General features: G+C 62.8%; 30 protein-coding genes and 2 rRNA genes. 8 read left to right on the top strand and 24 right to left on the bottom strand.

Features of this window, described 5'->3' with window-relative positions; translation table 11 throughout:
- Positions 1–409, top strand: a 409-nt coding sequence (locus KGZ40_04350) for a hypothetical protein (GenBank protein ID MBS3956745.1), incomplete at its 5' end; no start/stop codon positions are given.
- 9 nt (positions 410–418) lie between these two features.
- Here the strand turns inward: KGZ40_04350 and queA are convergent.
- The 8 genes from queA to KGZ40_04310 form a co-directional block, all read right to left on the bottom strand.
- Entirely contained in the window at positions 419–1,453 is a 1,035-nt protein-coding gene (gene queA, locus KGZ40_04345) for a tRNA preQ1(34) S-adenosylmethionine ribosyltransferase-isomerase QueA (GenBank protein ID MBS3956744.1), read from the bottom strand.
- Positions 1,454–1,469: 16 nt separating this feature from the next.
- Positions 1,470–2,066: an epoxyqueuosine reductase QueH gene (locus tag KGZ40_04340; GenBank protein ID MBS3956743.1), complete on the bottom strand. Its 597-nt coding sequence runs from the start codon at positions 2,064–2,066 to the stop codon at positions 1,470–1,472.
- 55 nt (positions 2,067–2,121) lie between these two features.
- Positions 2,122–2,772 carry a TMEM165/GDT1 family protein gene (locus tag KGZ40_04335; GenBank protein MBS3956742.1) on the bottom strand — a complete coding sequence of 217 codons (651 nt, stop codon included), beginning with the start codon at positions 2,770–2,772 and terminating at the stop codon, positions 2,122–2,124.
- An 88-nt stretch (positions 2,773–2,860) separates the two neighbouring features.
- Positions 2,861–3,064 carry a cold-shock protein gene (locus KGZ40_04330; GenBank protein MBS3956741.1) on the bottom strand — a complete coding sequence of 68 codons (204 nt, stop codon included), beginning with the start codon at positions 3,062–3,064 and terminating at the stop codon, positions 2,861–2,863.
- A gap of 223 nt (positions 3,065–3,287) precedes the next feature.
- On the bottom strand, positions 3,288–4,043 hold the full coding sequence (locus tag KGZ40_04325) for a hypothetical protein (protein ID MBS3956740.1): 756 nt from the start codon (positions 4,041–4,043) through the stop codon (positions 3,288–3,290).
- A 1-nt stretch (position 4,044) separates the two neighbouring features.
- Entirely contained in the window at positions 4,045–4,902 is an 858-nt protein-coding gene (folD, locus tag KGZ40_04320) for a bifunctional methylenetetrahydrofolate dehydrogenase/methenyltetrahydrofolate cyclohydrolase FolD (GenBank protein MBS3956739.1), read from the bottom strand.
- Complete coding sequence (locus KGZ40_04315) at positions 4,903–6,588, bottom strand: formate--tetrahydrofolate ligase (GenBank protein ID MBS3956738.1); 1,686 nt, start codon at positions 6,586–6,588, stop codon at positions 4,903–4,905.
- Positions 6,589–6,663: 75 nt separating this feature from the next.
- A complete protein-coding gene (locus tag KGZ40_04310; GenBank protein MBS3956737.1) occupies positions 6,664–7,248 on the bottom strand; it encodes an isochorismatase family protein in 585 nt (194 codons plus the stop codon).
- Between the two features lie 135 nt (positions 7,249–7,383).
- On the opposite strand from KGZ40_04310, the gene KGZ40_04305 reads away from it, so the two are divergent.
- Both KGZ40_04305 and KGZ40_04300 read left to right on the top strand, forming a co-directional pair.
- A complete protein-coding gene (locus KGZ40_04305) occupies positions 7,384–7,731 on the top strand; it encodes a class II SORL domain-containing protein (protein ID MBS3956736.1) in 348 nt (115 codons plus the stop codon).
- Positions 7,732–7,954: 223 nt separating this feature from the next.
- Positions 7,955–8,119, top strand: coding sequence for a hypothetical protein (locus tag KGZ40_04300; GenBank protein ID MBS3956735.1), 165 nt, complete (start codon positions 7,955–7,957; stop codon positions 8,117–8,119).
- A 15-nt stretch (positions 8,120–8,134) separates the two neighbouring features.
- On the opposite strand, the gene ruvB is transcribed toward KGZ40_04300, so the two are convergent.
- The 10 genes from ruvB to KGZ40_04250 form a co-directional block, all read right to left on the bottom strand.
- Entirely contained in the window at positions 8,135–9,202 is a 1,068-nt protein-coding gene (ruvB, locus tag KGZ40_04295) for a Holliday junction branch migration DNA helicase RuvB (protein ID MBS3956734.1), read from the bottom strand.
- Between the two features lie 5 nt (positions 9,203–9,207).
- The gene (gene ruvA / locus KGZ40_04290) at positions 9,208–9,792 is read right to left on the bottom strand and encodes a Holliday junction branch migration protein RuvA (protein MBS3956733.1); all 585 of its coding nucleotides are present in this window, start codon (positions 9,790–9,792) and stop codon (positions 9,208–9,210) included.
- A complete protein-coding gene (gene ruvC, locus KGZ40_04285) occupies positions 9,792–10,286 on the bottom strand; it encodes a crossover junction endodeoxyribonuclease RuvC (GenBank protein ID MBS3956732.1) in 495 nt (164 codons plus the stop codon). The genes ruvA and ruvC overlap by 1 nt, the downstream gene beginning before the upstream one ends.
- A gap of 59 nt (positions 10,287–10,345) precedes the next feature.
- Positions 10,346–11,101: a YebC/PmpR family DNA-binding transcriptional regulator gene (locus KGZ40_04280; protein MBS3956731.1), complete on the bottom strand. Its 756-nt coding sequence runs from the start codon at positions 11,099–11,101 to the stop codon at positions 10,346–10,348.
- A gap of 60 nt (positions 11,102–11,161) precedes the next feature.
- Positions 11,162–11,749 (bottom strand): pyridoxal 5'-phosphate synthase glutaminase subunit PdxT, encoded by a 588-nt coding sequence (gene pdxT / locus KGZ40_04275; GenBank protein ID MBS3956730.1) that lies wholly within the window; start codon positions 11,747–11,749, stop codon positions 11,162–11,164.
- 2 nt (positions 11,750–11,751) lie between these two features.
- Positions 11,752–12,648 (bottom strand): pyridoxal 5'-phosphate synthase lyase subunit PdxS, encoded by an 897-nt coding sequence (gene pdxS, locus KGZ40_04270; protein MBS3956729.1) that lies wholly within the window; start codon positions 12,646–12,648, stop codon positions 11,752–11,754.
- 121 nt (positions 12,649–12,769) lie between these two features.
- Complete coding sequence (locus KGZ40_04265) at positions 12,770–13,855, bottom strand: DUF3048 domain-containing protein (GenBank protein MBS3956728.1); 1,086 nt, start codon at positions 13,853–13,855, stop codon at positions 12,770–12,772.
- 280 nt (positions 13,856–14,135) lie between these two features.
- Positions 14,136–14,939, bottom strand: coding sequence for a prolipoprotein diacylglyceryl transferase (locus KGZ40_04260; GenBank protein MBS3956727.1), 804 nt, complete (start codon positions 14,937–14,939; stop codon positions 14,136–14,138).
- Between the two features lies 1 nt (position 14,940).
- The gene (locus KGZ40_04255) at positions 14,941–15,825 is read right to left on the bottom strand and encodes a M48 family metallopeptidase (protein ID MBS3956726.1); all 885 of its coding nucleotides are present in this window, start codon (positions 15,823–15,825) and stop codon (positions 14,941–14,943) included.
- A gap of 57 nt (positions 15,826–15,882) precedes the next feature.
- Positions 15,883–16,452, bottom strand: a complete 570-nt coding sequence (locus KGZ40_04250) for a LemA family protein (GenBank protein MBS3956725.1) — start codon at positions 16,450–16,452, stop codon at positions 15,883–15,885.
- Positions 16,453–16,541: 89 nt separating this feature from the next.
- Between KGZ40_04250 and KGZ40_04245 the strand changes: the two genes are divergently transcribed.
- Entirely contained in the window at positions 16,542–17,249 is a 708-nt protein-coding gene (locus KGZ40_04245; GenBank protein ID MBS3956724.1) for a rhomboid family intramembrane serine protease, read from the top strand.
- A 61-nt stretch (positions 17,250–17,310) separates the two neighbouring features.
- On the opposite strand, the gene KGZ40_04240 is transcribed toward KGZ40_04245, so the two are convergent.
- A complete protein-coding gene (locus tag KGZ40_04240; protein MBS3956723.1) occupies positions 17,311–17,703 on the bottom strand; it encodes a hypothetical protein in 393 nt (130 codons plus the stop codon).
- Between the two features lie 255 nt (positions 17,704–17,958).
- Here KGZ40_04240 and KGZ40_04235 point away from each other — a divergent pair, with 255 nt between their 5' ends.
- From KGZ40_04235 to KGZ40_04220, 4 genes are all read left to right on the top strand, one after another.
- Complete coding sequence (locus tag KGZ40_04235) at positions 17,959–18,615, top strand: AzlC family ABC transporter permease (GenBank protein MBS3956722.1); 657 nt, start codon at positions 17,959–17,961, stop codon at positions 18,613–18,615.
- Between the two features lie 25 nt (positions 18,616–18,640).
- Entirely contained in the window at positions 18,641–18,943 is a 303-nt protein-coding gene (locus KGZ40_04230) for an AzlD domain-containing protein (protein MBS3956721.1), read from the top strand.
- 149 nt (positions 18,944–19,092) lie between these two features.
- Positions 19,093–20,391, top strand: coding sequence for a DUF1015 domain-containing protein (locus KGZ40_04225; protein MBS3956720.1), 1,299 nt, complete (start codon positions 19,093–19,095; stop codon positions 20,389–20,391).
- Between the two features lie 358 nt (positions 20,392–20,749).
- Complete coding sequence (locus KGZ40_04220) at positions 20,750–21,844, top strand: FAD-dependent monooxygenase (protein ID MBS3956719.1); 1,095 nt, start codon at positions 20,750–20,752, stop codon at positions 21,842–21,844.
- A 29-nt stretch (positions 21,845–21,873) separates the two neighbouring features.
- Here the strand turns inward: KGZ40_04220 and KGZ40_04215 are convergent, their stop codons facing one another.
- From KGZ40_04215 to KGZ40_04195, 5 genes are all read right to left on the bottom strand, one after another.
- A complete protein-coding gene (locus KGZ40_04215; protein ID MBS3956718.1) occupies positions 21,874–22,440 on the bottom strand; it encodes a dCTP deaminase in 567 nt (188 codons plus the stop codon).
- A gap of 19 nt (positions 22,441–22,459) precedes the next feature.
- Positions 22,460–24,721, bottom strand: a complete 2,262-nt coding sequence (locus tag KGZ40_04210) for a vitamin B12-dependent ribonucleotide reductase (GenBank protein MBS3956717.1) — start codon at positions 24,719–24,721, stop codon at positions 22,460–22,462.
- Between the two features lie 301 nt (positions 24,722–25,022).
- Complete coding sequence (locus tag KGZ40_04205; GenBank protein MBS3956716.1) at positions 25,023–25,244, bottom strand: NifU family protein; 222 nt, start codon at positions 25,242–25,244, stop codon at positions 25,023–25,025.
- A 197-nt stretch (positions 25,245–25,441) separates the two neighbouring features.
- Positions 25,442–25,556: ribosomal RNA gene (gene rrf, locus KGZ40_04200) — 5S ribosomal RNA — on the bottom strand.
- 108 nt (positions 25,557–25,664) lie between these two features.
- A 23S ribosomal RNA gene (locus KGZ40_04195) occupies positions 25,665–25,857 on the bottom strand; the annotation flags it as partial.

The raw sequence follows: 25,857 nt of genomic DNA, 5'->3' as shown, positions 1-25,857 counted from the left end.
GGAAGGCGCGCCCGCCGGTCCTTCGGCGGGATCGGTCACGTCGGCGCTCGACTCCGCGTCTTCGCCCCAACGCCTTGACGCGTGGACCGTCAACGGCGCCCGCGCGATCATCGTGGATGCCGGGGATGACCGCTTCCTGCGCTTCGAGCGCGTCGAGCGCATGCTCGCCGGGAGCGTGTTCGGCCTGAAAGCCGACGCTATCGACTCGTTTGACACGGCTGTTGGTCTTCCGTCAGGGATTCCGCGGCCGGCATCGACCGATGGGTCACCTACGTTTGTGCCAGCGGGTACCGATGACGCGGGCACTCCGGTGTTCGTACGACCCGGCACGGATGCGCGCGACGGCTTTGCCCTCGCACCAGGCGCCGAAAGCGTCGAGTGGACATGGTGGCAGCCGGTCGGACCGTGACATCGAGCGCTATCTGATCAGCATCGCGTCGCCAAACGAGAGGAACCGGTACCCCTCGGCGAGCGCTGTCTCATACGCCCCCATCACGAGGTCTCTGCCTGCGAAAGCGCTCACCAGCATGAGGAGCGTCGAGCGCGGCGTGTGGAAGTTCGTGATCATTGCGTCAATCGCTTCGAAACGGTGTCCCGGAAGAATGTAAAGCTCAGTGGTTCCCGCACGCGGAAGCACAGCCCTCTCATCTGCGTCCCACGCGCTCTCAAGCGTGCGAACAACTGTCGTACCCACAGCGATCACGCGTTTCCCCCGCTCGCGCGCCTCGTTGATGTCACTCGCGGCACGCTCGCTGACTTCGATGTGCTCGGAGTGAATGTGATGATCGTGCGGGTCGTCCTCGGCAACGGGGCGAAACGTGTCGACCCCAACATCGAGCTGTATCCGGGCTATGCGCACTCCACTTGCCTCCACCCTCTCTAACAACTCCGGCGTGAAGTGGAGTCCGGCGGTGGGTGCCGCGGCCGACCGCTCTTCGCGAGCGTAGACGGTCTGGTAGAGCTCCGGGTCTTCGAGACGGCGCGTGATGTAGGGCGGCAGCGGGACTTCACCGATGCGCCTGATCGCGTCACGCACACGCCCGTCAGGAGCGGTCAGGCGAACAAGACGTCCTCCCGACTCCGGAATCACGTCGAGCACGAGCGCCCTGAGCGCCCCGCCCCCGAACACGAGATGCGCGCCGGGCGCAAGACGTCTCCCCGGCTTCGCAAGGCACTCCCACGTGTCTTCGTAGCGCTCACGAAGAAGCAGCAGTTCGGCGACCCCGCCGGTACCCTCTTTCTCGCCTACGAGGCGCCCGGGCAGCACCCGCGTCTCGTTGACGACAAGCACGTCCCCGCGGTCAAGATACTCGGGCAGCTCGAAGAAGCGCCTGTGATCTATCTGGCCGCTCAACCGGTCGATGACGAGCAGCTTACATGAATCGCGCGGCTCGACCGGCTCCTGCGCTATGCGGCCGCTCGGTAGCTCGTAGTCGAAATCATCGGTACGCACGACACTCCTCCACCCTTCAGCGCCGGGATCTCCGCGCTCTTCTAGACTCCTCGGCTTCACGTATGCTCGGCACGCATCCGCAGTAGCTCTGGCGGTACATCCCCAGCGCGCGTGCGCGTTTGGTCGCAACAGGATACCGCGAGCTCCACTCGGCACCCAACCACCTCAATCCCGCAGCGGCCGCGACGGCAGTGCCCACCTCGCCTATCGCGTGGGCGTCTTGGTATGGACTGACAGAGAGTGTCGTCGCCAGCGTGTCACAGCCGGTGCGGACCGCTTCTGCGGCGGTCATGGAAAGCCGTAGCTCGTAGCACGCTCGGCATCGCTTCGCCCGGTCAGCAACCGTAAACCGTGTCGCGCCTGCCCATAGCGCGGGATCGTACGCTACCTCAATCACTCCGATGCCAACTCGGGCGGCATACTCGAGCAGAGTGTGGCTTCTTCGTTCGTACTCCTCGGCGGGGTAGATGTTTGGGTTAGCGAACACGGCAAACACCTCATGATCCGCTTGCAGCGCGCGGTACGGCTCAAGCAGGCACGGTCCGCAACACGTATGCAAAGCGACGCGGAGCCGCTCGCGAACTTCACTCGATGCTTCTTCTACAATCGCCATGCGCGACATCGTAGCGCAACCGCCGCACCCGTCCCCCGCCGCCTGTTGGCTGAACTCACGAAAGCAGGTGAGCCGCGCCAATGAGCACGCCAAACACGATGAACGCCACGCCTGAGACGCGCGCGACGATCGGACGCGGCAACCGTGCGCCGAGAACCGAGCCGAGCATGATCGCCGCACCGTTCACCGCGATCATTCCGGCCGTAGAACCAAGCCAGACGGCGAGGTACGTCGCGAGGCCGCCCTCGGGAAGGTCCGGCGTCGCGCCCACGAGCGAAAGCGTCCTTCCCGCGGCAGCCGGATCCGCTGCGATCGCGAGCGTCAGCATCTGCGTCTTGTCTCCCAGCTCGGCCATGAAAAACGCCCCCGCGACGAGTGCGACGACCGGCATGGCACCCCGCCGCGCGAGCGCAACCTCGCCTTCGCCTTCGTCCCCGTCCCTCCCCGCATCGAGAAGCGACCACACCCCGAACACGATGAACAGCGCGACCGTCACCACGGCGAGCGGCGCTCGAGGCAACACAGTGCCGATGAGACCGCCCGCCATGACCGCGAGCGCCTGGAGTGCAAGAATAGCCACAAGAACCCCGGCGAATACCCAGCGAGAGGGATACCTCGACGCGAGCACGAGCGAGAGCACCTGGGTCTTGTCACCGAGCTCAGCAAGCGCTACGAGCGCCGCAGCGACGATGAAGACCTCTGTCACCCCGCACCCTCCAGCCCGCCGCTCATAGGAAGGGACGGCCCCTCATGGAAGCCGTCCCCGTTCAAGACATCGTATGGCTGCAGCCGTATTATGCCTTGCGAACGCTGCTCGCCTGCAGCTTGCCGTTCTGCCCCGTGGTGACCTCGAAGACGACGGTCTGACCCTCTTCAAGGGTCTTGAACCCGTCCATCTCGATCTCGCTGAAGTGGACGAACAGATCATCTCCGTCCTCACGCGAAATGAAGCCGTAGCCCTTGTCCGGGTTGAACCACTTAACGACACCTTCTGCCATTCGTACTCATCCTTCCACCCCCACACGGGGTCACACCGTGCGACCGCTTGCCGCATGACGTCCCCAGTGACCCCCCACAAGGTGGTACGGTGTCGCAGTGACGCAATCTTCGGCAAACCTGCCGCGCTTTCCTCGGCCCGTACGGGCCACTTGACCGATTCTACACATACGTCGCAGAAGCCGGCAATATCGGTGGCGGGATGCGGTTGATGCGCCAGCCGCCTCAGGCATTCGCTCGGCGGCGCTTCTCCCAAATCAGTACGACTGCGAGCGCGGCCACCGCGAATCCGAGCGCGAGTCCGACCCACCTGAGCACCGTGCCGCCCGTCGCGCCCGACACGTCCGCACCCCGATCTCCGTAAGCGACAGTGATCTCCTGACGCGCTCCCTCAGGCAGTGCTAGCGGGGTGAGCACGTAGAGCCGATCGCCGCCCTCGTTGAACGCGGGCGGTCCGGCCGGTGCCGGATCGATGTTCACAACCTCGGCTGTGGCGGGGACCCTCACGGAAAAGACCACCTCGTCGACTGGCACGCTCTGCACCCACTCGAAGCGCGCCGTAACCAGCCCGTCCTCAAACGCGAGGGGATAGCCGACAGCCTCGTACTGAACGGTCCGGGTCTCCTCGGCGGTGAACTCGATTGCTCTTCCAGTGGGAGTCTCGACGACCGTGTACTGCCGTGCCGGATCGTCTTCGAGCCGACCGCCGAGGATCTCTCCTGACCAGAGCACCTGCGCGTTGGCCGGAAGCGGAAACCGGACAACAGCGGGCAACGCGACGTCAGCGGGGACACGGCCTGTCACGATGAAGAGCATGTACCCGGCCTCACCCCCCGGCCACACCTGGACCTCCATCGGCGCTCCGGTAAGCGGCACAGGCTCCCCGAGCGCTGGCGGTGCGATCGCGCCAAACACGCATATCCCGACAGCGGCAAGGACGATGCTGTGTAGCGCAACACGGGCGCTCAAAGTAGCGAGCATCTCAGGTTCCTCGCGTGCGCGTGGCAGCCTCGGCGGCGTCCACGGTGTTGGACACGAGCATGGCCCGGGTCACCGGACCCACACCACCTGGCACCGGCGTGATCGCCGATGCTACTGGCTCCACAGAAGCGAAGTCGACATCGCCCACGAGACCCTCAGCACCCCGGTTGATACCAACATCGATCACGATCGCTCCGGGCTTTACAAACTCGGCGGTCACCATGGCCGGACGCCCCACCGCCACAACCAGCACGTCGGCCGTGCGACACACCGCCGCTAGATCGCGTGTCCGGCTATGGCACACGGTGACCGTCGCATCGTGCGCGAGCAACATGAGCGCCAAAGGCTTTCCGACAATCGTTGATCGGCCGACGACAACCGCGTTGGCGCCTTCCAAACCTATGCCGTGGTGCTCGAGCATCTTTATGACGCCGTGCGGCGTACATGCGAGCGGCGCGTCGAGCCCCCGCACGAGCCGTCCAAGGTTGGCGGGGTGAAAGCCATCCACGTCTTTAGCGGGATCGACGCGCGCGATCGCCCGCTCCGCGTCGAGATGAGCCGGAAGCGGCATCTGTACGAGAATTCCGTGGACATCAGGGTCCACGTTGCACTCGTCGATAACGGCCTCAAGCTCAGCTTGCGTGATCTGAGCCGGGTAGCGGTGGTCAAAGCTGCGCACGCCAACCTTCTCGCAGTCGCGCTCCTTCATGTTCACGTACGTCGCGGAAGCCGGGTCGTCTCCCACAAGCACGACAGCCAGACCGGGGGTCACTCCGGACCCAGCCAATCGAGCGGCCCGTACGGTCGCGTCTCGCAACACGGATGCCGCGACTTCGTTTCCGTCGATGATGATTGCCATCTAGAACAATCCTTTCACGTTACCGTCGGCATCTATGTCGATACCCGAAGCCGCGGGCCTGAGCGGCAATCCGGGCATCGTCAGCACATCGCCGCACAGCGCGTAGAAGAACCCCGCTCCTGCAGAGAGGCGAATGTCTCGCACCGGCAAAACCCATCCGCTCGGCCTGCCCTTCAACGCCGGGTCGTGTGAAAGAGAGAGGTGCGTCTTGGCCATACATACGGGAAGGGTGGCATAGCCCATCTCGGCGTACAGCTCGATAGCTCTCCTTGCCGTCGGCGAGAACTCGACCGCCGCGGCACCGTAGACACCGGTAGCCACGGCTTCGATCTTCTCGGCAAGACCCGTATCGTCACCATACGTCAGCCGGTCAACGCTCGCTAGGGCACTGGCCGAGATGACCGCGTCCGCGAGATCAATGCCCCCCGGCGCGCCGTAGCCGTGCATGGTGTGTGATACCGCGGCATGCGCACCCATCTCGCGAGCCGCCTCGCACACGAGCGCGTGCTCCGCGTCGGTGTCGGTGGCGAAACGGTTGACCGCTACGACAACCGGCACGCCGAAGCCATGCACGATGTCCACGTGTGCGCGAAGGTTATCGAGCCCTGCGGTAAGGGCGTCGAGGTTTTCGGCAACGAGACCTGGATCCGGCGGCACTCCGGGGCGCGCGTCGTAGCGCCCTGAATGCACCTTGAGCGCCCGCACCGTGCAGACAAGCACGGCGCAGTCCGGACGCAAGCCGCTTGCGCGGCACTTGATGTTCATGAACTTCTCGAAACCCATGTCGGCTCCGAAACCAGACTCCGTCACCACGTACTCACCGTGAGCAAGAGCGACGCGATCGGCGATGATCGAGTTGTTGCCTTGCGCGATGTTCGCGAAGGGACCGGCGTGGACGAGCACGGGGCCGCCGTCAAGGTTTTGCAGCAGAGTCGGCTTGACCGTATCGCGCATGAGAACGGTCATCGCCCCCGCAACCCCGAGGTCCTCGGCCGTGATCGGCCGACCGTCGCGGCTCGTCGCTACCACGATGCGGCCGATACGGACACGCAGGTCCGCAAGATCCTCGGCGAGAGCGAGCACGGCCATGAGCTCACTAGCGGCCGTGATGTCCCATCCCGTCTCCCGAGGCGTGCCGTTCGCACGGCCTCCGAGACCTACCACCGTGTCTCGCAACACGCGGTCCGAAATGTCGACGACTCGCCGCCACGTCACCGCGTGTGGATCGATCGCGGGGTGTCCGCCGTGATAGAGGTGGTTGTCGATTACCGCGGCACACAGGTTGTGAGCGCTCGAAACCGCGTGTGCGTCGCCGGTCAGATGCAGGTTCAGATCCTCCATCGGGACCACCTGCGCGTAACCTCCGCCCGCTGCCCCTCCTTTGATGCCAAACACAGGACCAAGCGAAGGCTGCCTGATACAGGTGAACGCCCGCTTGCCTCGCGCGCGAAGCGCCTGGCCGAGACCAACGGCAGTGAGCGTCTTTCCCTCACCGAACGGTGTGGGGGTGAGCGCTGTCACGACCACGTACCGCCCGTTGACGGGTGCCCCGGGACCCGCACCCGGAACCTTGGCCTTGTACGGCCCGTACATCTCGAGTGTCGCGGGGTCAATGCCCGCGTCCGACGCGACGTCGGTTATCGACCTGAGGGTGGCGCGATGAGCGATATCGATGTCGGACAGCACAGAAGCGTGTCCCCCCTCCTCATAATGCAGGTAAGGCCGACGCGGTACGGACGATGCCGATAAGCAGGTAGTGTACTATGCCTTGACTATCTCAAGCAGCTTCTTGAACTCGTCGGTTCCGGCGGTACCCACCGCCTCGTACATGACCGACTCACTCCACGTCACGACGGCCTCGGCGTGCCGCATACGCGCGAGCGCGGCGTCATGCGCCTCACGCTCGCGAGAGCAGCACGCGTCGGCCGCGACGTGCACCGCGTAGCCCTCGGCGATGAGAGCCAGCGCTGTCTGCGCTATGCAGATGTGCGTCTCCATGCCGCACAGCACAATCTGTGACCGGCCGGTAGAACGCAGCGCCTCGACGAAGTCTGGCTCCGCCGCGCAACAAAACGCCATCTTGTCGACACCAAGCACGCTTGCCCCGCACTGGGCGAGCTCAACGAGTACCTCCTCGAGTTCGGGGAGTGTCGAACCCAGCCCGCGCGGATACTGGCGGGTGACGATGATGGGAGCGCCGCACAGGGCGGCGGTTCGAGCCAACCGGGCCGCCGCCGCGACTACCCGGTCCCGCTCATCCATCACGGCAGCTAAACGTTCCTGGACGTCGACGACGACAAGGGTGAACGCCTGGCGGGCGATCATCTGATCGTATCCTTTCAACATCGCCCACGCTCCTCGATCGGGTGCCGCGCTGGCTTCACGCCGATTCTATCCGGACGCGCCTGACGGGTATAGACTGTTCGCGGTCCCATCTGGAAGCCGCCGCGCAAGTCTGGTCTCGAAGCCAAGGAGGAACCCATGAGCGACGCCCCCATACTCGGCCCTGTGAACCACATCGTCGACCTGGACGCGGCAAGCGATTTCGAGCGCAAGCACACTCCATTCATCTCGGCTGAGCGCGACGGCGACTCCGTCCGTGTCACGATCGTCGTGGGACATTACGTGTCCCACCCTAACCAGCCCGATCACTTCATCCAGTGGATTGAGCTTTACGCTGACGGTGCCCCAATCGTTCGCGTCGACCTAGCTCCCGTCGCCGCTTCTCCTGATGTCAGCTTCGTTGTATCGGTACCGAGCGGCACGACACTTCGGGCGGTCGAGTACTGTAACCTGCACGGTCTCTGGGCCGCCGAGATATCCGTGTAACTCAACCACTGGTCGCACCACAAAACTACCGTTCGTCAGAGTTTTGTAGCCGTTCGGTAGCGACATGCCGAGATATTGGGTATCATATGCATGTCGGAAGGTGGCAGCCATGTGGTGTGGACTCAAGCACGCACTCGGAGTAGAGGCACCCTGTGAGGGGTGTGCCTGCACGTACTGGAGATCGGCTGACACCGAATCAGGGCTGCCGCAAGGATGCGCCCTCGTGCACTATGCCCTCGTCGGGTCGACCGCGGACGCTACCACTCGCTGGCTCTACGACTACAAGCTCAGCGTCGAGCGTACCCAGTTCGCGGCATACCTGAACAGCCGGACATTTGGACACATCGCACCACGCCGCCGCCGGGTCGGTGTGGCCGGAGCCGCGTGAACGGCCGCTTCTGTCTCAGAATAGCCCGTCCTGCGTTCCGGCTTTATCACCATCAGGCACAGCGAGCCCCAGGTGCTCGTATGCACGCACGGTCGCTTGACGTCCCTGCGGAGTCCTCGCCAAAAATCCGAGCTGGAGCAAGAACGGCTCGTAGACATCGGCTAGTGTGTCCGGCTCCTCTCCCACCGCCGCCGCAAGCGTATTGAGCCCGACCGGTCTTCCGCTGAACTTGTGCGCGAGTGTCTGCAAGATCGCGACATCCATCGGATCGAGACCGAGATGGTCGACCTCGAAAAACGCGAGGGCCTCCGCGGCGATGCCTTCCGTCACGTGTCCCTCGTGACGCACCTGCGCGTAGTCTCTGACCCGTTTGAGCAGACGATTGGCGAGCCGCGGGGTGCCACGCGAACGCCGTGACACCTCCTCGGCGCCTTGCTCATCGATCAGCACGCCGAGAATTCCGGCCGAGCGCCGCACGATCGCCGCGAGTTCGCTGGTGGAGTAGTAGTCGAGCCGAAACGCCATGCCAAAGCGGTCGCGCAGGGGTCCGGTGAGAAGCCCGGTTCGCGTGGTGGCGCCTATAAGCGTGAACCGGGGCAACTCAAGCCTGAGCGAACGCGCTGCCGGTCCTTTGCCTATGACGATGTCGAGCGAGTAATCCTCCATCGCGGGGTAGAGTATCTCCTCGACTGCGCGATTGAGCCGGTGAATCTCATCGATGAAGAGCACGTCACGCTCTTCCAGGTTCGTCAGAATCGCAGCGAGGTCACCCGCGCGCTCAATCGCCGGGCCGCTCGTCGTCTTGAACCGCACACCCAGTTCCGCGGCGATTACGCCCGCAAGCGTCGTTTTCCCGAGACCAGGCGGACCCGACAGCAAGACGTGATCGAGTGCCTCGTCCCGGTGGCGGGCGGCGTCGATGAGCACCGCAAGATTCTTCTTGACACGCGTCTGGCCGAGGTACTCGTCAAGCAGCCGAGGCCTAAGCGTCCGGTCGATCTCGACATCGTCAACTGTATGTTCCGCCGAGACGAGCCGTTCGGGGTCCGTGGCCCCATATTTCGCGTCCGGATTCTCCCAGATCGTGCTCACGCGCCACCTCCCAGCCGCCTGAGCGCCATCTTCAGTAGCTCAGCTGAGCTCATCTTCGCGTCAACACCACCGAGCACAGAGGCGACTTCGGCTGAAGAGAATCCCATCGTGAGCAACGCGTCACGTGTCTCCGCTACCGCGCCGCCTGATCCTAGCGGCACCCTCGCGCCAGCCGGCGGCGCGCCAAGCGCGTCTTTCAAATCGAGGATGATCCGCTGGGCCGTCTTCTTGCCGACTCCAGGTATCGAAGTTATAGCGGCCGTGTCCTCGGTGACGATAGCCTCTATCATCTCCGGCGGACTCCACGTGGAAAGCGCCGCGAGCGCGACTTTGGGACCGACGCCGCTCACGGTGATGAGCCGCTCGAACAACTCCCTTTCTGACTCGCTCTCAAAACCGAACAACGCAAGCTCTTCGGGCCGTACGAGCAGATACGTGTGCACAGTCACTGTGTCGCCGATGTGCGGCAACCCCGCAAGTGAGCCGGTCGACATCGCAAGCCTGAAACCGATGCCGCCCACATCGATGACGCAGTGAGCGGTTCCCTGGAACGCGACACGTCCGGTCAGCGTCGCGATCATCAGCACCCTTCCTCAGCTAGTACTCCTCGGCGATTGTTCGCGTGGCAGATAGCGAGAGCCAAGGCGTCAGCGGCATGATCGGGAGCGGGTTCCTCCGCAAGACCGAGAATCGAACGGACCATGTACTGAACCTGCTTCTTTTGGGCCGATCCAGTGCCCACCACGGCAAGCTTCACCTCGCCGGGACCATACTCCGCCGTCCCTGCCGAAAGCCCTCTCGTGGCCAAAAGCGCGACGCCGCGTGCCTGTCCGGTCGCAAACGCCGTCTTAACATTGATCGAGAAGTACACGTTCTCGATCGCGCACGAGTGTGGCTGATACCTGTCGACGACCGCCCTGAGAGCGTCGTGTATCTCGGCGAGCCGATCAGGCAACCGGGTGCCCGGCGCGGTCTCTACGCAACCGTACGCGATACAGCGGAATCGCGAGCCATCCTGTTCTACTACGCCCCAACCGGTGTTTGCGAGTCCTGGATCGATGCCGAGTATCACCACGCGAACACACACCTCCTCGGGCGGGAATCGAACATACGTTCAGGATACCACCGCGCACCTCACTCTTCGAGTGCAGCCTGTATCTCGGCTGTGAGCTCCATCGTGTGGTAGACCGCCTGGATGTCGTCATGGTCCTCAAGCGCATCGACGAGACGGAGCACCTTCTTGGCTTCTTCGACTGTGACCGCCGTCGTAGTGACCGGCTCCATGACGAGCTCGGCGCCTTTGACGGGGATACCCGCCTCATCCAGTGCCGCCTTCACTCCCATCACATCACCGGCAGCGGTGTAGACAAACCACTCGCCGCTCCCGCCAACGAGGTCCTCACCGCCTGCCTCGGCGACCAGGAGCATCAGTTCATCTTCGTCTGGAAGTCCCTTGGTCTCGAGCGCAATCTCGCCCTTTCGCTCAAACTGAAACGCAACCGATCCGCTCGCTCCGAGGTTTCCGCCCGCCCGCGAGAAGGCGCTCCTCACGTCTGCCGCGGTCCGGTTGCGGTTGTCGGTCAACGCCTCGATGTAGAGGGCGACACCAGCTGGACCGTATCCCTCGTACACCACTTCATCGTAGTTCGCGCCCCCGCCAGGGCCAAACGCTTTAGCGATCGCGCTCTCTATCTTGTCTTTGGGCAGAGAGTAGCTCTTCGCCTTCGCGATAGCTGCCGCAAGCGACGCGTTGTTCTCGGGATTAGGATCGCCGCCGGCTTTAGCGGCCACCGTGACCATGCGCGACAACTTGCTAAACAGCGCGGAGCGCTTCTTGTCCTGCGCAGCCTTACGATGCTTCGTCGTCGCCCACTTCGAATGACCTGCCATTGCCCGGAGTCCCTTCGTGGAGTTGCGGGTATCACGCCGATGGCCGAGCGGCACGCCTGATCATCGACGTGCAGAACCGATGACCTCCTCGACGAAGTACGCATGCATGCGCACATCACCCGTAAGTTCTGGATGAAATACTGTCGCAAGAAGGCTATCCTGCCTCGCCGCGACGACGTGACCGTCGTGGGTCGCGAGCACGCGCGCCGACTTACCCACGCTCTCGATCCACGGGGCCCTGATGAATACTCCGCGAAACGCGCCGCCCGCAAGATCAGCAATATCAAGATCGGCCTCAAATGACGCGGCCTGCCGTCCAAACGCGTTGCGCCGTACAACGATGTTCATGAGTTCGAGTCCGCGCTGCCCTTCGACCGCGTCGATGATCCCGCTCGCAAGCAGGATCGCGCCCGCGCACGTTCCCCACACAGCCAGTCCCGCACCGTAGTGCTGGATGATCGGATCGTAGAAATCGTATGCTTTCATGAGCTTGGCGATCGCGGTTGACTCGCCACCCGGCACGATGAGCCCGGAGCACGCGGCAAGCTGCTCGGGCTTACGGATCGCGTCTGCCTCCACGCCGAGCGCCCCAAGAATCACGATGTGCTCGCGAAACGCCCCCTGAAGGGCAAGCACGCCGACGCGCACGGCTACCAGCCCCGCTCCTGCATCCGCTCTGCGTCGGGAATCTCGGAAATGTTGATCCCCACCATCGCTTCACCGAGGTCACGCGAAACCCTCGCGATCACATCCGGGTCTTCGAAGTGCGTCGTCGCCTCGACGATCGCACGCGCACGCAAGGACGGGTCTCCGCTCTTAAAAATGCCAGATCCCACGAACACGCCATCGCACCCAAGCTGCATCATGAGCGCGGCGTCGGCGGGGGTCGCGATGCCGCCTGCCGAGAAGTTGACCACCGGAAGCCGCTTGTGCTCGCGTACCCACCGGACGAGTTCGACCGGAGCGCCGAGTTGTTTGGCGGCGTCATAGAGCTGCTCGGCACGGATGCTCGATGCCCATGCGATGCCATCGGTCATGGTACGCATGTGGCGGACCGCCTCCACGACGTTACCGGTGCCCGGCTCTCCCTTGGTGCGAAGCATCGCCGCGCCCTCGGCAATCCGGCGGAGCGCCTCGCCCAGATCACGAGCGCCGCAGACAAAAGGCACGGTGAACTCCCGCTTGTCAACGTGGTACTGCTCATCTGCGGGCGTGAGCACCTCGGACTCATCGATGTAGTCGACACCGAGCGACTCAAGCACCTGCGCCTCAACAAAGTGGCCGATGCGGCATTTGGCCATGACCGGGATCGTGACGGCGTCCATTATCTCGACGACCTTGCTCGGGTCCGCCATGCGGGCCACACCGCCAACGGCGCGAATGTCAGCCGGAACCCGTTCGAGCGCCATGACGGCGACGGCACCGGCGTCTTCAGCGATCTTGGCTTGCTCGGCGTTGACGACATCCATGATGACGCCGCCTTTGAGCATCTCGGCCAGACCGGTCTTCACCCTGAGCGTACCGGTTTCAACAGTGGATTCACTCACGTGCGGAGCTCCTTACTTTTCAGGGCGGTACGGTTCAACCAGCCCGGGAGGTGGCGCGGTCACTGGATTGTACCCGCGCTCCGCAAAGCGGGACAAGCGCCCCGCCCGCCGAGAATCGCATTTACTCGATGACAATATCAACGTTGGCAGGAATCACCTGGAACCACGTGTTTCCCGGAGCGAGCCGCACGATCCGCCCAGCGGGATCGCGAAACACAGGTGGCTTGTCCGCGCTCGCCTCCCACATGCAGTCAATGCGCACACCGTCACGAAAGACGGTCGCCCGGTTCGAACCGACAAGGGATATCTCAAGGGTCGTCCCGCCAATGCCGGATGGTCCGGTCGCGCTCGTCCTAGCCCACATGACAACCACGTTGCGTGCCGAATACTGCTCCCCGGACACGGCGTCGACGTGTGGCGAACCGTTGTTGACCCGCAGGTAGACGTTCTCCTCGGCGTCATACGTCCACGCGACCGTATTGGCCCGGGAGAACGGGACGGTGATCCGCACCGTGGCGAGCGTCGATTCGACCGCGGGCGAAAACTCGAAGCCTTCGAGGCGCTGAGTGGTGGCCAGACCGCGTTCCGCGGCGACTTCCCGGATGCGGGAGACATCAAGGTACAGGTTGTGGGGCGCAGACCTTCTCTGCGACCGGCGATACGCGACTCCCGTGCTCCCATGGTTGAGATTCTCTATCCCGGCGGCGCGTAGCGCACGGTTCACCCCGGTGCTCGATCCCGAATTCGCGAACAGGGCGCCGTACTGCGGGACGACCTGGGTATCGGACATGCGGGCACTGCGAACCGGTCCAACATCGGCGGGACCCTCGCTGTGGTACAACGCGTTGAATCGGGTGATGCCGCCTTCGGTGAGCGTCTCGTAGACGACGTCTGCCTTGTCGAGATTGGATTGCGGGCGCGCAGCCGGTGAGTTCTCGATCTTCACCGAGACGATTCGCGTTGCGGCTGGCGCCTCCGCATCAACGGCGTCGATGCCGGTGAGCGGCCACCGAACCGGCTCGGGCGGCCGCGGGATCGTGCGCTCTCGCTCGGCTACCGGCCACGCCGAAGTCACCTCGGGCGCTGGCGGCTCCTGAAACTCTCCCGCACCGAGAATGACCGCGGCGGCAACGGCGGCAAGCGCGAGAGACGCCACCGCTCCGGCGATGATCACGAGCATCCTATGATTCTTCCAAAGCTTTCTCACACGGCCTCCCTGATAGTCCGCATCTCGCAAGCCGTGCCGCATTGCCCCGATCGCGCTACCACACTACAGTGTCTCGTATGTCATGCTATCTGCTCCACATCGTCGAACAGCCCGACGCGGCTCCCTACGACGACCCCGAACTCAAAGATCTCGTAGGCTCAGTGCCGAGGTTCTTCTGCGCGCACTGCAACCCCCCGGCTCCCCTTTCACCTTCTGAGAGCGTGAAGTGCCTCAACACTCCCGCTCCCTGCTGGAAGACGCCGGGTTCGATATGCCCTTCTCACGGCTGAGCCTGACCGCTGCTGCCGTGCCGCACGGCTCGCACGAGGAGCCACGTTCCCGCGACTAACATCGGGATCGTCAAAAGTTGTCCCATCGTCATCCAGCCGAGAACGGCTCCCAGATGAGCGTCCGGTTCTCGCACAAACTCCACGAAGAACCGTGCAATCGCGTACAGCGACAAAAACGCGCCGAGTAAAAATCCGTCGGCTCGGCGACGGCGCGCCAACACGAGCAACACCGCGAACAGCAGCACCCCTTCGAGCGCGGCCTCATAGAGCTGGGATGGGTGTCTCGGCAGCGGACCAGCACCAGGAAACACCATGCCCCACGGTGCCGTGGTGACCCTTCCCCACAGCTCTGCATTGATGAAGTTGGCGATCCGCCCAAAGAAGATACCGATAGGCGCGCCTACGGCCACCATGTCGGCAAGTCGCAAGAATGGGATGCCGATGCGTCGCGCGAGCAAAATGCCCGCGATGATGAGTCCGATGAGCCCACCGTGAAACGACATCCCTCCCTCCCATATCCGGAAGAACGACAGCGGGTCAGCCAACACGCGATCTAAGCCGTAAAAAACCTCGTAGCCGACGCGGGCGCCAAGCAACAAGCCGACCGCGCCCCACAGAAGAGCGCTCACCACGTCGTCATCGGACAGTCCCACGTCCCAGCGACGAGAGAGCCACCGCAACACCAGCGCACCCGCGACGAACCCGGCTACGTACGCAAGACCGTACCATCGCACCGCAACAGGGCCGACGGCAAAGATCACCGGGTCGATCGACGGATAGATCAGCGCCGCCACACTACATCGCCTCCAGTCTGGCGATACGTTCTTCGATAGGCGGATGAGTGTTGAACAGCGAGTTCAATCCCCCGCCATAATCACGAAGCGGGTTGTAGATGAAGAGCGCCTCTGTCGCCTTGTTGGCGACACTCAGACGATTGGTGTCAGCGGCGATCTTGCGAAGCGCGTTTGCGAGGCCGTCCGGATAGCGCGTGAGTAGCGCGCCGTTCGCGTCGGCAAGAAACTCTCGCTTGCGCGAGATCGCCATCTGGATGATCGCGGCGAACACAGGTGCGAGGATCATGAGCGCGAGTCCGAGCAACATGAGGATCGCGTGACCGCCACCCTGCCCCTCACGGCGGCGCCCGCCACCCCAAAACATGGTACGCAGCATCCAATCGGAAAGCAGGACTATCGTGCCCGCCATCACCGCCGCTAGCGTCTGGACGAGAGTGTCGTAGTTCTTGATGTGCGCGAGCTCATGAGCGATGACCCCCTCCAACTCGAGCCTATCGAGCTTCTCCAGGAGTCCGGTCGTCACTGCGATCGCGGCATTTTGCGGATTGCGGCCCGTAGCGAACGCGTTTGGCGCGGGGTCATCGATGACGTACGCGCGAGGCGTCGGCAGACCGGCCGCAATCGCAAGGCCTTCAACGATATTGACCAGGTAGGGCTCACGTTCCCGGTCCACAGGGCGCGCCCGGCTCATCGAGAGCACGATTCGGTCGGAGTACCAGTACGACCCCCAGGTCATCGCGAACACGACGACAACAGCGAGCACCAGTCCGAGCGGACCGGCATCCGTCAAGTACGCGAACGCCCACCCTACAGCGAGCACGAGCGCCATGAAGAACACAACCAGCCCGGCGCTCTTAAACTTGTTTACGGCTATCTGATCGTACATCGGGGCGTCACCGGACCTGCGGAGAACACATTCGATCCGCGGGTCTTCCTCCCTTTGCTAGAACTGAACCTTGACAGCCTCGCGCGCCTCGACCTCGATCTCGAAGTAGTCGCGCTCGGTGAAGCCGAGAGTGCCCACAAGAATGTTTGCAGGAAATTTCTGGACAGCGGTGTTAAAGCTCATGACCGAGTCGTTGTAGAACTGACGCGCGTACGCGATCTTGCTCTCCGTGCCGGAGAGCTCTTCCTGCAACATCATGAAGTTCTCGTTGGCCTTCAGGTCAGGATACGCCTCGGCCACCGCAAACAAGCTCTTGAGAGTCGATGACAGCATGTTCTCCGCTGCACCTTGTTCTTTGACGCTGCCAGCGTGCATCGCTACGTTTCGCGCCTCAGTGACGTTTTGGAGCGTCTCAGCTTCGTGCGTCATGTAGCCCTTGACGGTCTCCACGAGATTGGGAATCAGGTCGTATCGGCGACGCAGCTGGACGTCGATCTGTGACCACGCGTTGTCGACCCGGTTGCGCAGCACGATAAGCCGGTTGTAGAGCACAACCACAGCGACGGCAAGCAGGAACGCCAGCGCACCCGCTCCTCCGCACAACATCGCGAACAATCCGAACTCCATCAAGCCTCCTCGTTCGTTCGCCTACGTGGCACGTAGCCCGTGGCGTACGTTAAACTCGCGCTCACAATGGTAGCAGAATCGACATGCCGATGATTCCTCTCCGGGACGACCTGCCGACAAAGCGGTTCCCCTTCATCACCGTTGCGCTATTGATCACCAATATCGCGGTCTTCGCCTACGAACTTTCGCTCTCTGACGAAGAACTACTCGCACTTATCGCCACGTGGGCGTTCACCCCCGCCCACCTTGCCGCCGAGCCGACCTCACCCGCGGTGCTCCTTACGCTTCTCACGGCGATGTTCTTACACGGTGGCTGGCTGCACATAGCTGGAAACATGCTCTACCTCTGGATCTTCGGCAACAACATCGAGGATCGGTTCGGCCACCTCGGATTCCTCGCGTTTTACCTTGTCACCGGGGTCGCCGCCACCCTTGCGCACCTCGGCGTGGAGGGCGCGTCGGACATCCCGCTCCTCGGCGCGAGCGGAGCGATCGCGGGTGTGCTCGGCGCGTACTTGGTGCTCTACCCGCGAACCCGCGTGGTGGTCGCGATACCCATCTTCTTCATCATCGAACTCGCGCGTGTTCCCGCCGCGTTCGTCATCGGTTTTTGGTTCCTCGTGCAAGTGATCCAAGGCGCCGGATCGATACTGGCGGATACGGCCGGCGGAGGGGTCGCGTGGTGGGCGCATGTCGGCGGGTTCGTCGCGGGAATCATCGTGACCGTACCTGCATGGATCGCGGAGTGGCGAAAGCGGCGAAACCGCCGCAAGAGGCGATTCACAGCATCCCGATAGCGCATACTCCGGCAGCCGACATCCGGCGGCACCCTCGGAGCGCGGGGTTCGCTACAAGGCCTCAGGTCTCCGAGTCGATCTGCGCGAGAACATCATCGACGCAGGTAATCGAGTCGAGCTGGCGGCGGAAGTACTCACAGTACGCATCGGCGCGTCCATCGTCGTGCCCGGTGAGTCCGTTGAGTCCGGCAGCACCCTCGGCATACTCGATATCGATGCTCAACGCGACCACGCCCGCGAGCGGGAATGTCTGACCTCCGCTCTCCTCGGCCAGTGACTCGATGGCCGAGAGGAGAAACGACGGGACGCGAACCGTGACCCTGACTTCCGCCCCACAGACCGGGCACGTAAAGACGATGTCCGCGCTCTCGGATTCACGCACGATCACGGTGTCGATGTCTTCGAGGGACACTTCGACCGGTCCGTCGACGGGGCACTCGATGACGAACTCCACCACACTCGCCTCCTCGGGACATGCGCTCCCTCAGATACATTGTACAGGGTGCGAAGCGTCGCCGCGAATGGAATCTGCACGCGAGCCCCGGCGGCCTCACGCACCGCGGGGCCGCAAAAACCGGACCGCAAGAATCCTGCCATTTGCGCGGGGAGAGGTGCTACTATCGCCGTCGTGATCCAATCGGCCGCAGACAACAACCGTGAGCGCACCTGCTCCCGGCAAGCGCGCTTCCGCCGAGGCGCCTCTCTTGGCATGCCCATCTTCCTTGGATACGTTCCTGTCGGGATGGCTTTCGGGGTCATCGCGACCACGATCGGCTTCACCACAGTGCAGGCGGTGGTGTGCTCCGCCACGGCTCTCGCGGGTGCCGGACAGTTCATCGCACTCAACTTGATGCAAGACGGAGCGGACGTGACCGCGGTCATCATGGCGACCACTGTGGTCAATTTGCGCTACGTCCTGTTCGGCGCGACACTCTCACCCTATTTGAGAGGAATGCCGCTGCCTCAACAAGCGCTGCTCGCATTCACCCTCACTGACGAGACGTTCGCCGTGAACGTGAACGACCGTCGCCGCGCGCTTTCCACCGGTGCGTCCATGGCGGGAGTAGGCGCTGTCGCGTGGTGCGGCTGGGTAGCAGGGACGGCCATCGGCGCGCTGGCGGCCGGGTGGATAGGTGATCCCTCTCGCTGGGGCGTGGACTTCGCGATGCCCGCGATGTTCATCGCGCTTCTGATAGCGCTTGCCGAGGAGCGTCGGCACATCGCTGTAGCGGCGCTCGCGGGAGTTCTCGCAATCGCGCTGCCCGCACTTTCAAACATCGGTCTTCCCCTTCCTGACAGCTGGATCATCGTGATAGCGTCGATGGGCGCCGCGACGATAGGGGCGGTGAGTTTCCGTGAGCGATGACTACATCTGGACGGTGATCGTTCTCATGGCGCTCGCGAACTTCCTCGTACGATTCCCACCCATCGCCATCGTATCGCGGCTTGCCTTGCCGGAACCTATCGGACGATGGCTCGGCCTCGTGCCTGCGGCCGTGATGGGCGCTCTCGTCGCGGGCGAGGTGCTTCGCCCGGACGGAGAGTACCTGCTCACGCTCAGCAACCCGTATCTGCTCGCGACAGTACCTACCGCATTGGTGTACGCGAAGACGCGCTCTTTTTTGGGAGCGACACTCGCAGGCGTTCTCTTCTTCGTCGCTGTGAGAGCGCTCCTCGATTGGGGAGCGCTCTGACGGCCCCGATGAGCGTCTCCGCATCATCGCATCCGCTGGTTGACGCGATCAGCGTCGGGTAGACTTCAGGAACCGGCCCGGTGCCGCGAACCAAGCTCCTGGCGAGCGCAGACCCTTCAGAGTGTCCGAGTCGATGAGAGGACCTGCCCGTGGCACGCGTACGTCCGTTCAAGGCTTTCACCTACACCCGTTCGGCCGCTGATGTCACGCCCTTAGTCGCGCCCCCCTACGACGTCATCGGGGAGCAGGAACGTGCCAGGCTGCTCGCACGAAGCGCGCACAACATCGTGGCGCTCGAGCTGCCAGAAGGCCCGCTCGATCCGGCCGCCCCAGGAAACCGCTACGAAACGGGCCGCAAGCGCTGGCGCGAGTGGCGCGACTCCGGCGTCGTAGTACGCGACCGTATGCCAACGATCTACGTGCTCGAACAGCGCTACGAACTTGAGAGCGCTGAGATCCGGCGCCGAGCGTTCATTGGCGAGGTGGCGCTTCACACATTTGAGGAGGGAGTGGTGCTCCCGCACGAACGCACGCTGCCCAAAGCCGTCGGTGATAGGTTCAATCTCACCAAGGCGTGTGCGGCGAACTTCAGCCAAGTTTTCGGCCTCTTTTCCGATCCGGCTCAATCGACCGCGCGCATTTTCGCCGAGGCGACACGTGGCCCAGTGACGCTAAGTGCGACCGACGCGGACGGTGTGACATCTGATGTCTGGGCGCTCACCGACCGCGAGCTCATCGCGAGTCTCGCCACGATTCTCGAACACAAGCAGGTGTTCATCGCCGATGGGCATCACCGCTACACAACCGCGCTCGCCTATCGTGACGAACGAAGGTCCCAAGACGCCGCGGCCGGCGTGACCCCGGCTAATCCGGCGTACGACTACGTCATGATGGCGCTCGTCAACATGGACGATCCGGGACTCGTCATCCTGCCCACGCATCGAGTGGCCCGCGTGGCAGGCGAGTTCGATCCCGGCGCCTTCCGAGCCGCCCTCACGGACTCCTTCGACCTCACCGAAGTGTCGCGCGAGACAGCTCGCGAAGCGCTCGATGCGGCAAACCGTCCTGGCTTCGTAGTCGCCACGGGCGACGGGACGCCACCGCTCCTGGCAACGGTACGCAACGAGATCGACCTCGGAACCGCGATCGGCCTCGATCGCTCTCGAGCGTGGAAGGAACTTGACGTCGCCGTGCTCCAGGAGCTAGTGCTCGATCCGTTGCTCGGCATCCACCCCGATCGCCCCGAGTCTCTCGACCGGCTGTCGTTTGTCAAGGACGCCGACGAAGCGTTCGACTCCGCCACGGCACACGACGTCTCGTTCATCCTGCGTGCCACCCGGATCGATCAGATGCGCGCCGTGGCGCTCTCCGGAGAGACGATGCCGCAAAAATCAACGTACTTCTACCCCAAACTGCTCTCCGGCCTCGTTATGCGCGCGATGGACTAGCCCGCCACCGGACTACAGCCGAGGCCCGCGGGTAAGGAAGAACGCGCAGTATAAGCAGTTTTCCCGGATTGCCGCACACCGGTCGATCTCGGGCTCAAACACGAGCATCGGGTCGGTCGTCAGTTCGTACGACGGCCGGTCGCACCCCGAGAACGCACACTTGGTGGGACAACGATCGTGCAGTACCGCCGAGTGGGGACACTCGGCTTGCATCTCATCGTCGCATCCACGCTGCTCCCAGCATTTCGACACCGCATCCGCCCTTTCTTCGACCCGCACACGATAACGCCGATGATACACTGCTCATGATCGTTCATACACTGCGTTCACCGCCCATTTCCTACGGATCCGGAGTCCCATGTTCACACTGCGCGAAGCGCCACAGCCGCACTACGACACGATCATCGCGGGATCGGGACCGGCCGGCGTGATGGCCGCCCTCGGTGCCGCTCGACGCGGTTCCGTCCTTGTTGTCGAGACCTCCCGCCTGCCGCGTGACAAGAGTTGCGGGGGCATGCTCAACGAGTTCGCGCAACAGTTCCTGGCCGATATCGCTCCACTCCCTGAATCGATGGTGCGTTCCCCCAGCTACGTCAACTTCCGCTACGTGGACTGGGATCGCGAGATTCGCAAACCAACCGGGCTACGCTTCCTGAACGTCGATAGGATCGAGTTTGACGAATGGCTGCTCCGGCTGCTTCCAAGCTCAGTCGACGTCGTTGCGGAATGCGCGGTCATCGGGGTCACCCAGGACGCTCACCGCGTCGTCGCGACGCTTAAGTCGCGCGACTCCGAGTACACGGTAACCTGTGAGAACCTCGTCGGAGCGGACGGCGCCCGCTCAACAGTGCGGCGAGAGCTTGGTGAGGGAAGCGTAGCAACATACGTGACGCTGCAAGACTTCTGCCGGCTCAGCGGAGATCTTCCGCCCTACTTTGACTGCATCTACATGAGAAACATCGGCGACGCCTACGCATACTCTTACGTGGTGCCCAAAGACGACATCGCGATTGTCGGATCCGTGTACTACCCCAAGACAAAACGTCCCTACCTCAAGCAGGACCAGACGCTGAGCATTCTGCGCGCGGCCATGCCGCAACTGGGAGAGACGGTGCGGCGCGAGGCGAGTGTCGCGCTCTCAGTCCGCTCGGCGCGCGACATCGTGCCCGGCCGAGGACGGATCATACTCGCAGGCGAGGCGGGCGGATTCATGTCCCCGACATCGGGCGAGGGGATCTCATACGCGCTGAACTCAGGCCGCTACGCTGGAGAGATGATCGCAAACCACGAGCCGTCCCACGTGCTCGAAGCATATGCGGCAGCTACCCGTCAGATCGGTGCGAACATCCACCGCAAACTCAAGTGGCTCCCGCTCATGGAGTCCGCATGGGGCAAGTACCTTGCCGGATTCGTGCCTACTCCACTCGTCAGTAAAGTAACGCAGGGACTCTAGCGCCTCCGGAGTAAGCACACAGGAGCGCCTTACTGCTCGAAGTTCCTGTACATCCTGCTCGGCGTGGTGTCACTCTGCCCCTGGTACTTACTTCCGAGCCCAAGGGTGCCGTACGGACGCTCTACCGGGGTCGTCATCTGCATGAAGGACATCTGGCCGATCGGCATTCCCGGCATGAGCACGATAGGAAGGTTTGAGACGTTCGAGAGCTCAAGGGTGAGTCGGCCATCCCAGCCCGGATCGACGTATCCGGCTGTCGAGTGGATAAGCAGTCCGAGTCGACCGAGCGAGGACTTCCCTTCGAGGCGCGCCACGATGTCGTCAGGCAGGACCACGCGTTCAACCGTGGTGCCCAAGACGAACTCGCCAGGATGCAAGACGAACGGCTCCTCGACAGAAGCGCTCACGCTCTCCATGAGCCCCGCCTGTTCTCGCGAGGGATCTATGTACGGATAGCGCGAGTTTCTGAACACCATGAACGAAGGGCCGAGATGCAGGTCGACGCTCGACGGCTGAATGTCGTCGGGATCGAACGGCTCGATTCTGATCCTGCCTGCCAACAACTGCTCTTTGATGCTTCTATCGGAAAGGACCACGGCTATTGCTCCTATCCGTCTACGCGCACTTGGAGAAACCGCACGACCGGCAGACGGCGCAGCCGCTCTCGTGCTCCAGCGATCCGCCGCATTCAGGACACGCACCCGAAAGGTAGTCGAGCGTGTCGCTCGACTTGGTGACGCCGCGGCCAGCCTCGCCAGTCTCCATATAGGTGAGCGCGTGTTCCATCACGATGCCAACCGCGTCGGCGCACGAGAGCACCTTGCCTCCCTCGGTCCAACTCGGACTCGGGCACCGTATGCCGCGCAAGTGCTTCATGATCGCCTCGGGATCAACCCCGGCACGCAGTGACACGGAGATCATCCGGGACAGCGCTTCAGACTGGCTCGCGGCGCAACCGCCCGACTTGCCCATCTGGGTGAAGACTTCACACATGCCCTCTTCGTCCCAGTTCACCGTCACGTACAGATTCCCGCAGCCTGTGAGGATCTTCTCCGTGCGGCCCTCTGTTACAAGCGGACGCGGACGCGGCTCGATCTCTCCGGGACGTACCGGGGTCGTAACCGCGGAGTTACTCTTCCCTGTCCGGCCGGTCGACAGGACCTGGTTGTCTTTCGAACCGTCGCGGTAGATCGTCACTCCCTTGACTCCGAGCTCATACGCCAGATCGTAGACGCGGCGGACATCCTCGCTCGTCGCATCGCTGGCAAAATTGACCGTCTTTGAAACCGCGTTGTCCGTATGAGTCTGGAACGCCGCCTGCATGCGGATGTGCCACTCCGGCGCAATGTCGTGAGCGGTAACGAACGTACGCTGGACATCTTCGGGGACGTCCTCGATACCGTGAACCGTGCCGTGATCAGCGATGAGCGACATCAGCTCTTGCGTGTAGAAGCCACGCTTGACCGCGACCTCCTCAAACATAGGATTGACCTCCACGAGACGGTCATTGTCCATGACAGTGCGGACATAAGAGACGGCAAACAGGGGTTCAACCCCTGAGGAGCTGTTCGCAATGATCGAGAGAGTGCCGGTTGGAGCGATCGTCGTCACGGTCGCGTTGCGGATCGGCCCGCCGTCCGGAGTGTCGTAGATCGACCCCGCAAAGTTGGGAAACGAGCCCCGTTCCATCGCCAGCTTACGCGATGCGGCCTTCCCCTCGGCGTCGATGCAGCCCATCACCTTCTCGCCGAGAGCGACGGCCTCCTCGGAGTCGTACGGGATGTTCATCATGATGAGCATGTCCGCCCAGCCCATGACGCCCAACCCGATTTTGCGGTTTCCGCGCGCAAGCTCGTCAATCTCGGATAGAGGATACCGGTTCACCTCAATGACGTCGTCGAGAAAGCGCACCGCGCGGTGGACCACATCGCCCAGGCGGTCCCAAGCGACAACCGGACCGTCCTCGCTCGCGGCGACAAACTTGGAAAGGTTGATCGAGCCCAGGTTGCACGCCTCGTACGGCAAAAGCGGCTGTTCGCCACACGGGTTAGTCGACTCAATCTCGCCGAGGAGGGGCGTCGGGTTGTCGCGATTAATCCGGTCGATGAAGATGATGCCGGGATCTCCGGTTGCCCACGCCATCTGGACGATGCGGTCCCAAATCTCGAGCGCGTCAAGCGTGCCCGCCGGATTGCCTGAGCGCGGATTTAGCAACTGGTACTCGCGGCCGTCCCTAACCGCCTGCATGAAGTCTTCGGTCAACGCCACCGAAATGTTGAAGTTCGCGAAGTCACCGTGGGCCTTGCACTCGATGAAGTCAAGGATGTCCGGGTGGTCGACACGAAGCACTCCCATGTTTGCGCCTCGGCGGGTTCCGCCCTGCTTGACTGCCTCGGTCGCTTGATTGAAAACACGCATGAACGAGACAGGGCCGCTGGAAACACCCTGCGTTGACCTGACCTGATCGCCAGCGGGACGCAAGCGTGAGAACGAAAACCCTGTCCCTCCCCCAGACTTGTGGATGATCGCGGTGTCGCGCACCGCACCGAAGATCGACTCCATCGAGTCAGCGACAGGCAGGACAAAACAAGCTGAAAGCTGCTGTAAGTCTCGCCCCGCGTTCATGAGGGTAGGCGAGTTGGGCAAGAACTCGAGTGACGTCATGAGCTCATAGAAATCGTGCGCGATCTCAGCAACACGTGCGTCATCGGCACCCCACACCCGCTCAGCGGAAGCGATGTTCTCGGCGACACGTATGAACATGTCGCTTGGATTCTCTACGGCCCTACCCTCGTCGTCCTTGGTCAGGTATCGCTTCTGCAAGACCTTGAGCGAGTTGTGCGTGAGAATCTCGTCAATCGCCCGTGAGTAGGTCATAGTGCGTTCCTGGCCGGCCACTGGAAGTGCCCCCTTCAACGGATACCGATGATGCGAACCCGACGGGTGTCGCCGAGTCCATTGCTGTAGACAAACACTATATATTGCGTCCCGTAATCTAACTCAACACCATATGCTGAGTCAATGCCTGATGCGCATTGAGTGGACGAGCGGTAGGGCTACGTCACGGAACGGTCGGAACAACCCGTGCAATGGCAATACAAGACGACGGAGCCCCGCATAGCGGAAGCTCCGTCGTGGCACCCGGTCGAGCCAGGTGGACAAAGTTCGTACGTGACGGCTATACGGCCTCTACTCGGACGACCTCAGGGATCTCCTCCTTGAGGACACGTTCCACACCGTTTGCCAGTGTGAGCTGAGACATCGGACAGCCGCGGCAGGCACCCATGAGCCTGACCTTCACTACGCCATCATCGGTCATCTCGACAAACTCGACGTCACCGCCGTCGGCCTGAAGCGCGGGCCTGATCTTATCGAGAGCCGCTTCAACACGCTCCTGCATTGGGAGCTCCCTTCGCTATACGCTTGCCGTTCAACGGCCGATGCGCACCGGACATGGCGGGATTCTAGCATAATCCTGACAAACTCGCTCAAGAATACTGGCCTGCTCGCACTCACCGTTCATCCCCCACGAGATCCGTGCCAAGAGCCCGTTCTCATGACGTACGTGAGCTGGAATGCGAGAGAGCCGCCGGATGTGTTCAGCGACGTCCTACTCTCCCACGGCCTACACCGCAGTACCATCGGCGCTGGAGGGCTTAACTGCCGAGTTCGGAATGGGATCGGGTGTACCCCCTCCGCCATAGCCACTGAACACATCCGACGGCTCTCGCCATCGGCATCGATATGCCGTTGTCAACACCTCACACGGTGCGGTCGCCCGCACCCTGAGAGCTGCATAGCGCTTGAAGATTCCGCGAATGAGATCAAGACCTCGGCCAATTAGTACTGCTCGGCTGAACACATCACTGTGCGTACACCTGCAGCCTATCAACCTCGTCGTCTACGAGGGGCCTTACCTGGTTAACCCAGTGAGAGACCTAATCTTGAGACCGGCTTCCCGCTTAGATGCTTTCAGCGGTTATCCAAACCGAACGTAGCTAACCAGCGGTGCC

Source organism: Clostridiales bacterium, assembly GCA_018333995.1.
GTDB lineage: Bacteria > Actinomycetota > Coriobacteriia > Anaerosomatales > SLCP01 > JAGXSG01.
This window is presented reverse-complemented; position numbering and strand designations above follow the sequence as displayed.

Bases quoted from the DNA above. Each gene is read 5' to 3' on its own strand.
- KGZ40_04220 (MBS3956719.1), top strand. From the start codon at position 20,750: ATGTTCACACTGCGCGAAGCGCCACAGCCGCACTACGACACGATCATC.
- KGZ40_04255 (MBS3956726.1), bottom strand. From the start codon at position 15,825: ATGTACGATCAGATAGCCGTAAACAAGTTTAAGAGCGCCGGGCTGGTT.
- folD (MBS3956739.1), bottom strand. From the start codon at position 4,902: ATGGCAATCATCATCGACGGAAACGAAGTCGCGGCATCCGTGTTGCGA.
- KGZ40_04210 (MBS3956717.1), bottom strand. From the start codon at position 24,721: ATGACCTACTCACGGGCGATTGACGAGATTCTCACGCACAACTCGCTC.
- KGZ40_04250 (MBS3956725.1), bottom strand. From the start codon at position 16,452: ATGGAGTTCGGATTGTTCGCGATGTTGTGCGGAGGAGCGGGTGCGCTG.
- KGZ40_04330 (MBS3956741.1), bottom strand. From the start codon at position 3,064: ATGGCAGAAGGTGTCGTTAAGTGGTTCAACCCGGACAAGGGCTACGGC.
- KGZ40_04325 (MBS3956740.1), bottom strand. From the start codon at position 4,043: ATGCTCGCTACTTTGAGCGCCCGTGTTGCGCTACACAGCATCGTCCTT.
- KGZ40_04235 (MBS3956722.1), top strand. From the start codon at position 17,959: ATGCCCATCTTCCTTGGATACGTTCCTGTCGGGATGGCTTTCGGGGTC.
- KGZ40_04245 (MBS3956724.1), top strand. From the start codon at position 16,542: ATGATTCCTCTCCGGGACGACCTGCCGACAAAGCGGTTCCCCTTCATC.
- KGZ40_04340 (MBS3956743.1), bottom strand. From the start codon at position 2,066: ATGGCGATTGTAGAAGAAGCATCGAGTGAAGTTCGCGAGCGGCTCCGC.
- KGZ40_04230 (MBS3956721.1), top strand. From the start codon at position 18,641: ATGGCGCTCGCGAACTTCCTCGTACGATTCCCACCCATCGCCATCGTA.
- KGZ40_04310 (MBS3956737.1), bottom strand. From the start codon at position 7,248: ATGTTGAAAGGATACGATCAGATGATCGCCCGCCAGGCGTTCACCCTT.
- KGZ40_04305 (MBS3956736.1), top strand. From the start codon at position 7,384: ATGAGCGACGCCCCCATACTCGGCCCTGTGAACCACATCGTCGACCTG.
- ruvA (MBS3956733.1), bottom strand. From the start codon at position 9,792: ATGATCGCGACGCTGACCGGACGTGTCGCGTTCCAGGGAACCGCTCAC.
- KGZ40_04280 (MBS3956731.1), bottom strand. From the start codon at position 11,101: ATGGCAGGTCATTCGAAGTGGGCGACGACGAAGCATCGTAAGGCTGCG.
- KGZ40_04205 (MBS3956716.1), bottom strand. From the start codon at position 25,244: ATGCAGGAGCGTGTTGAAGCGGCTCTCGATAAGATCAGGCCCGCGCTT.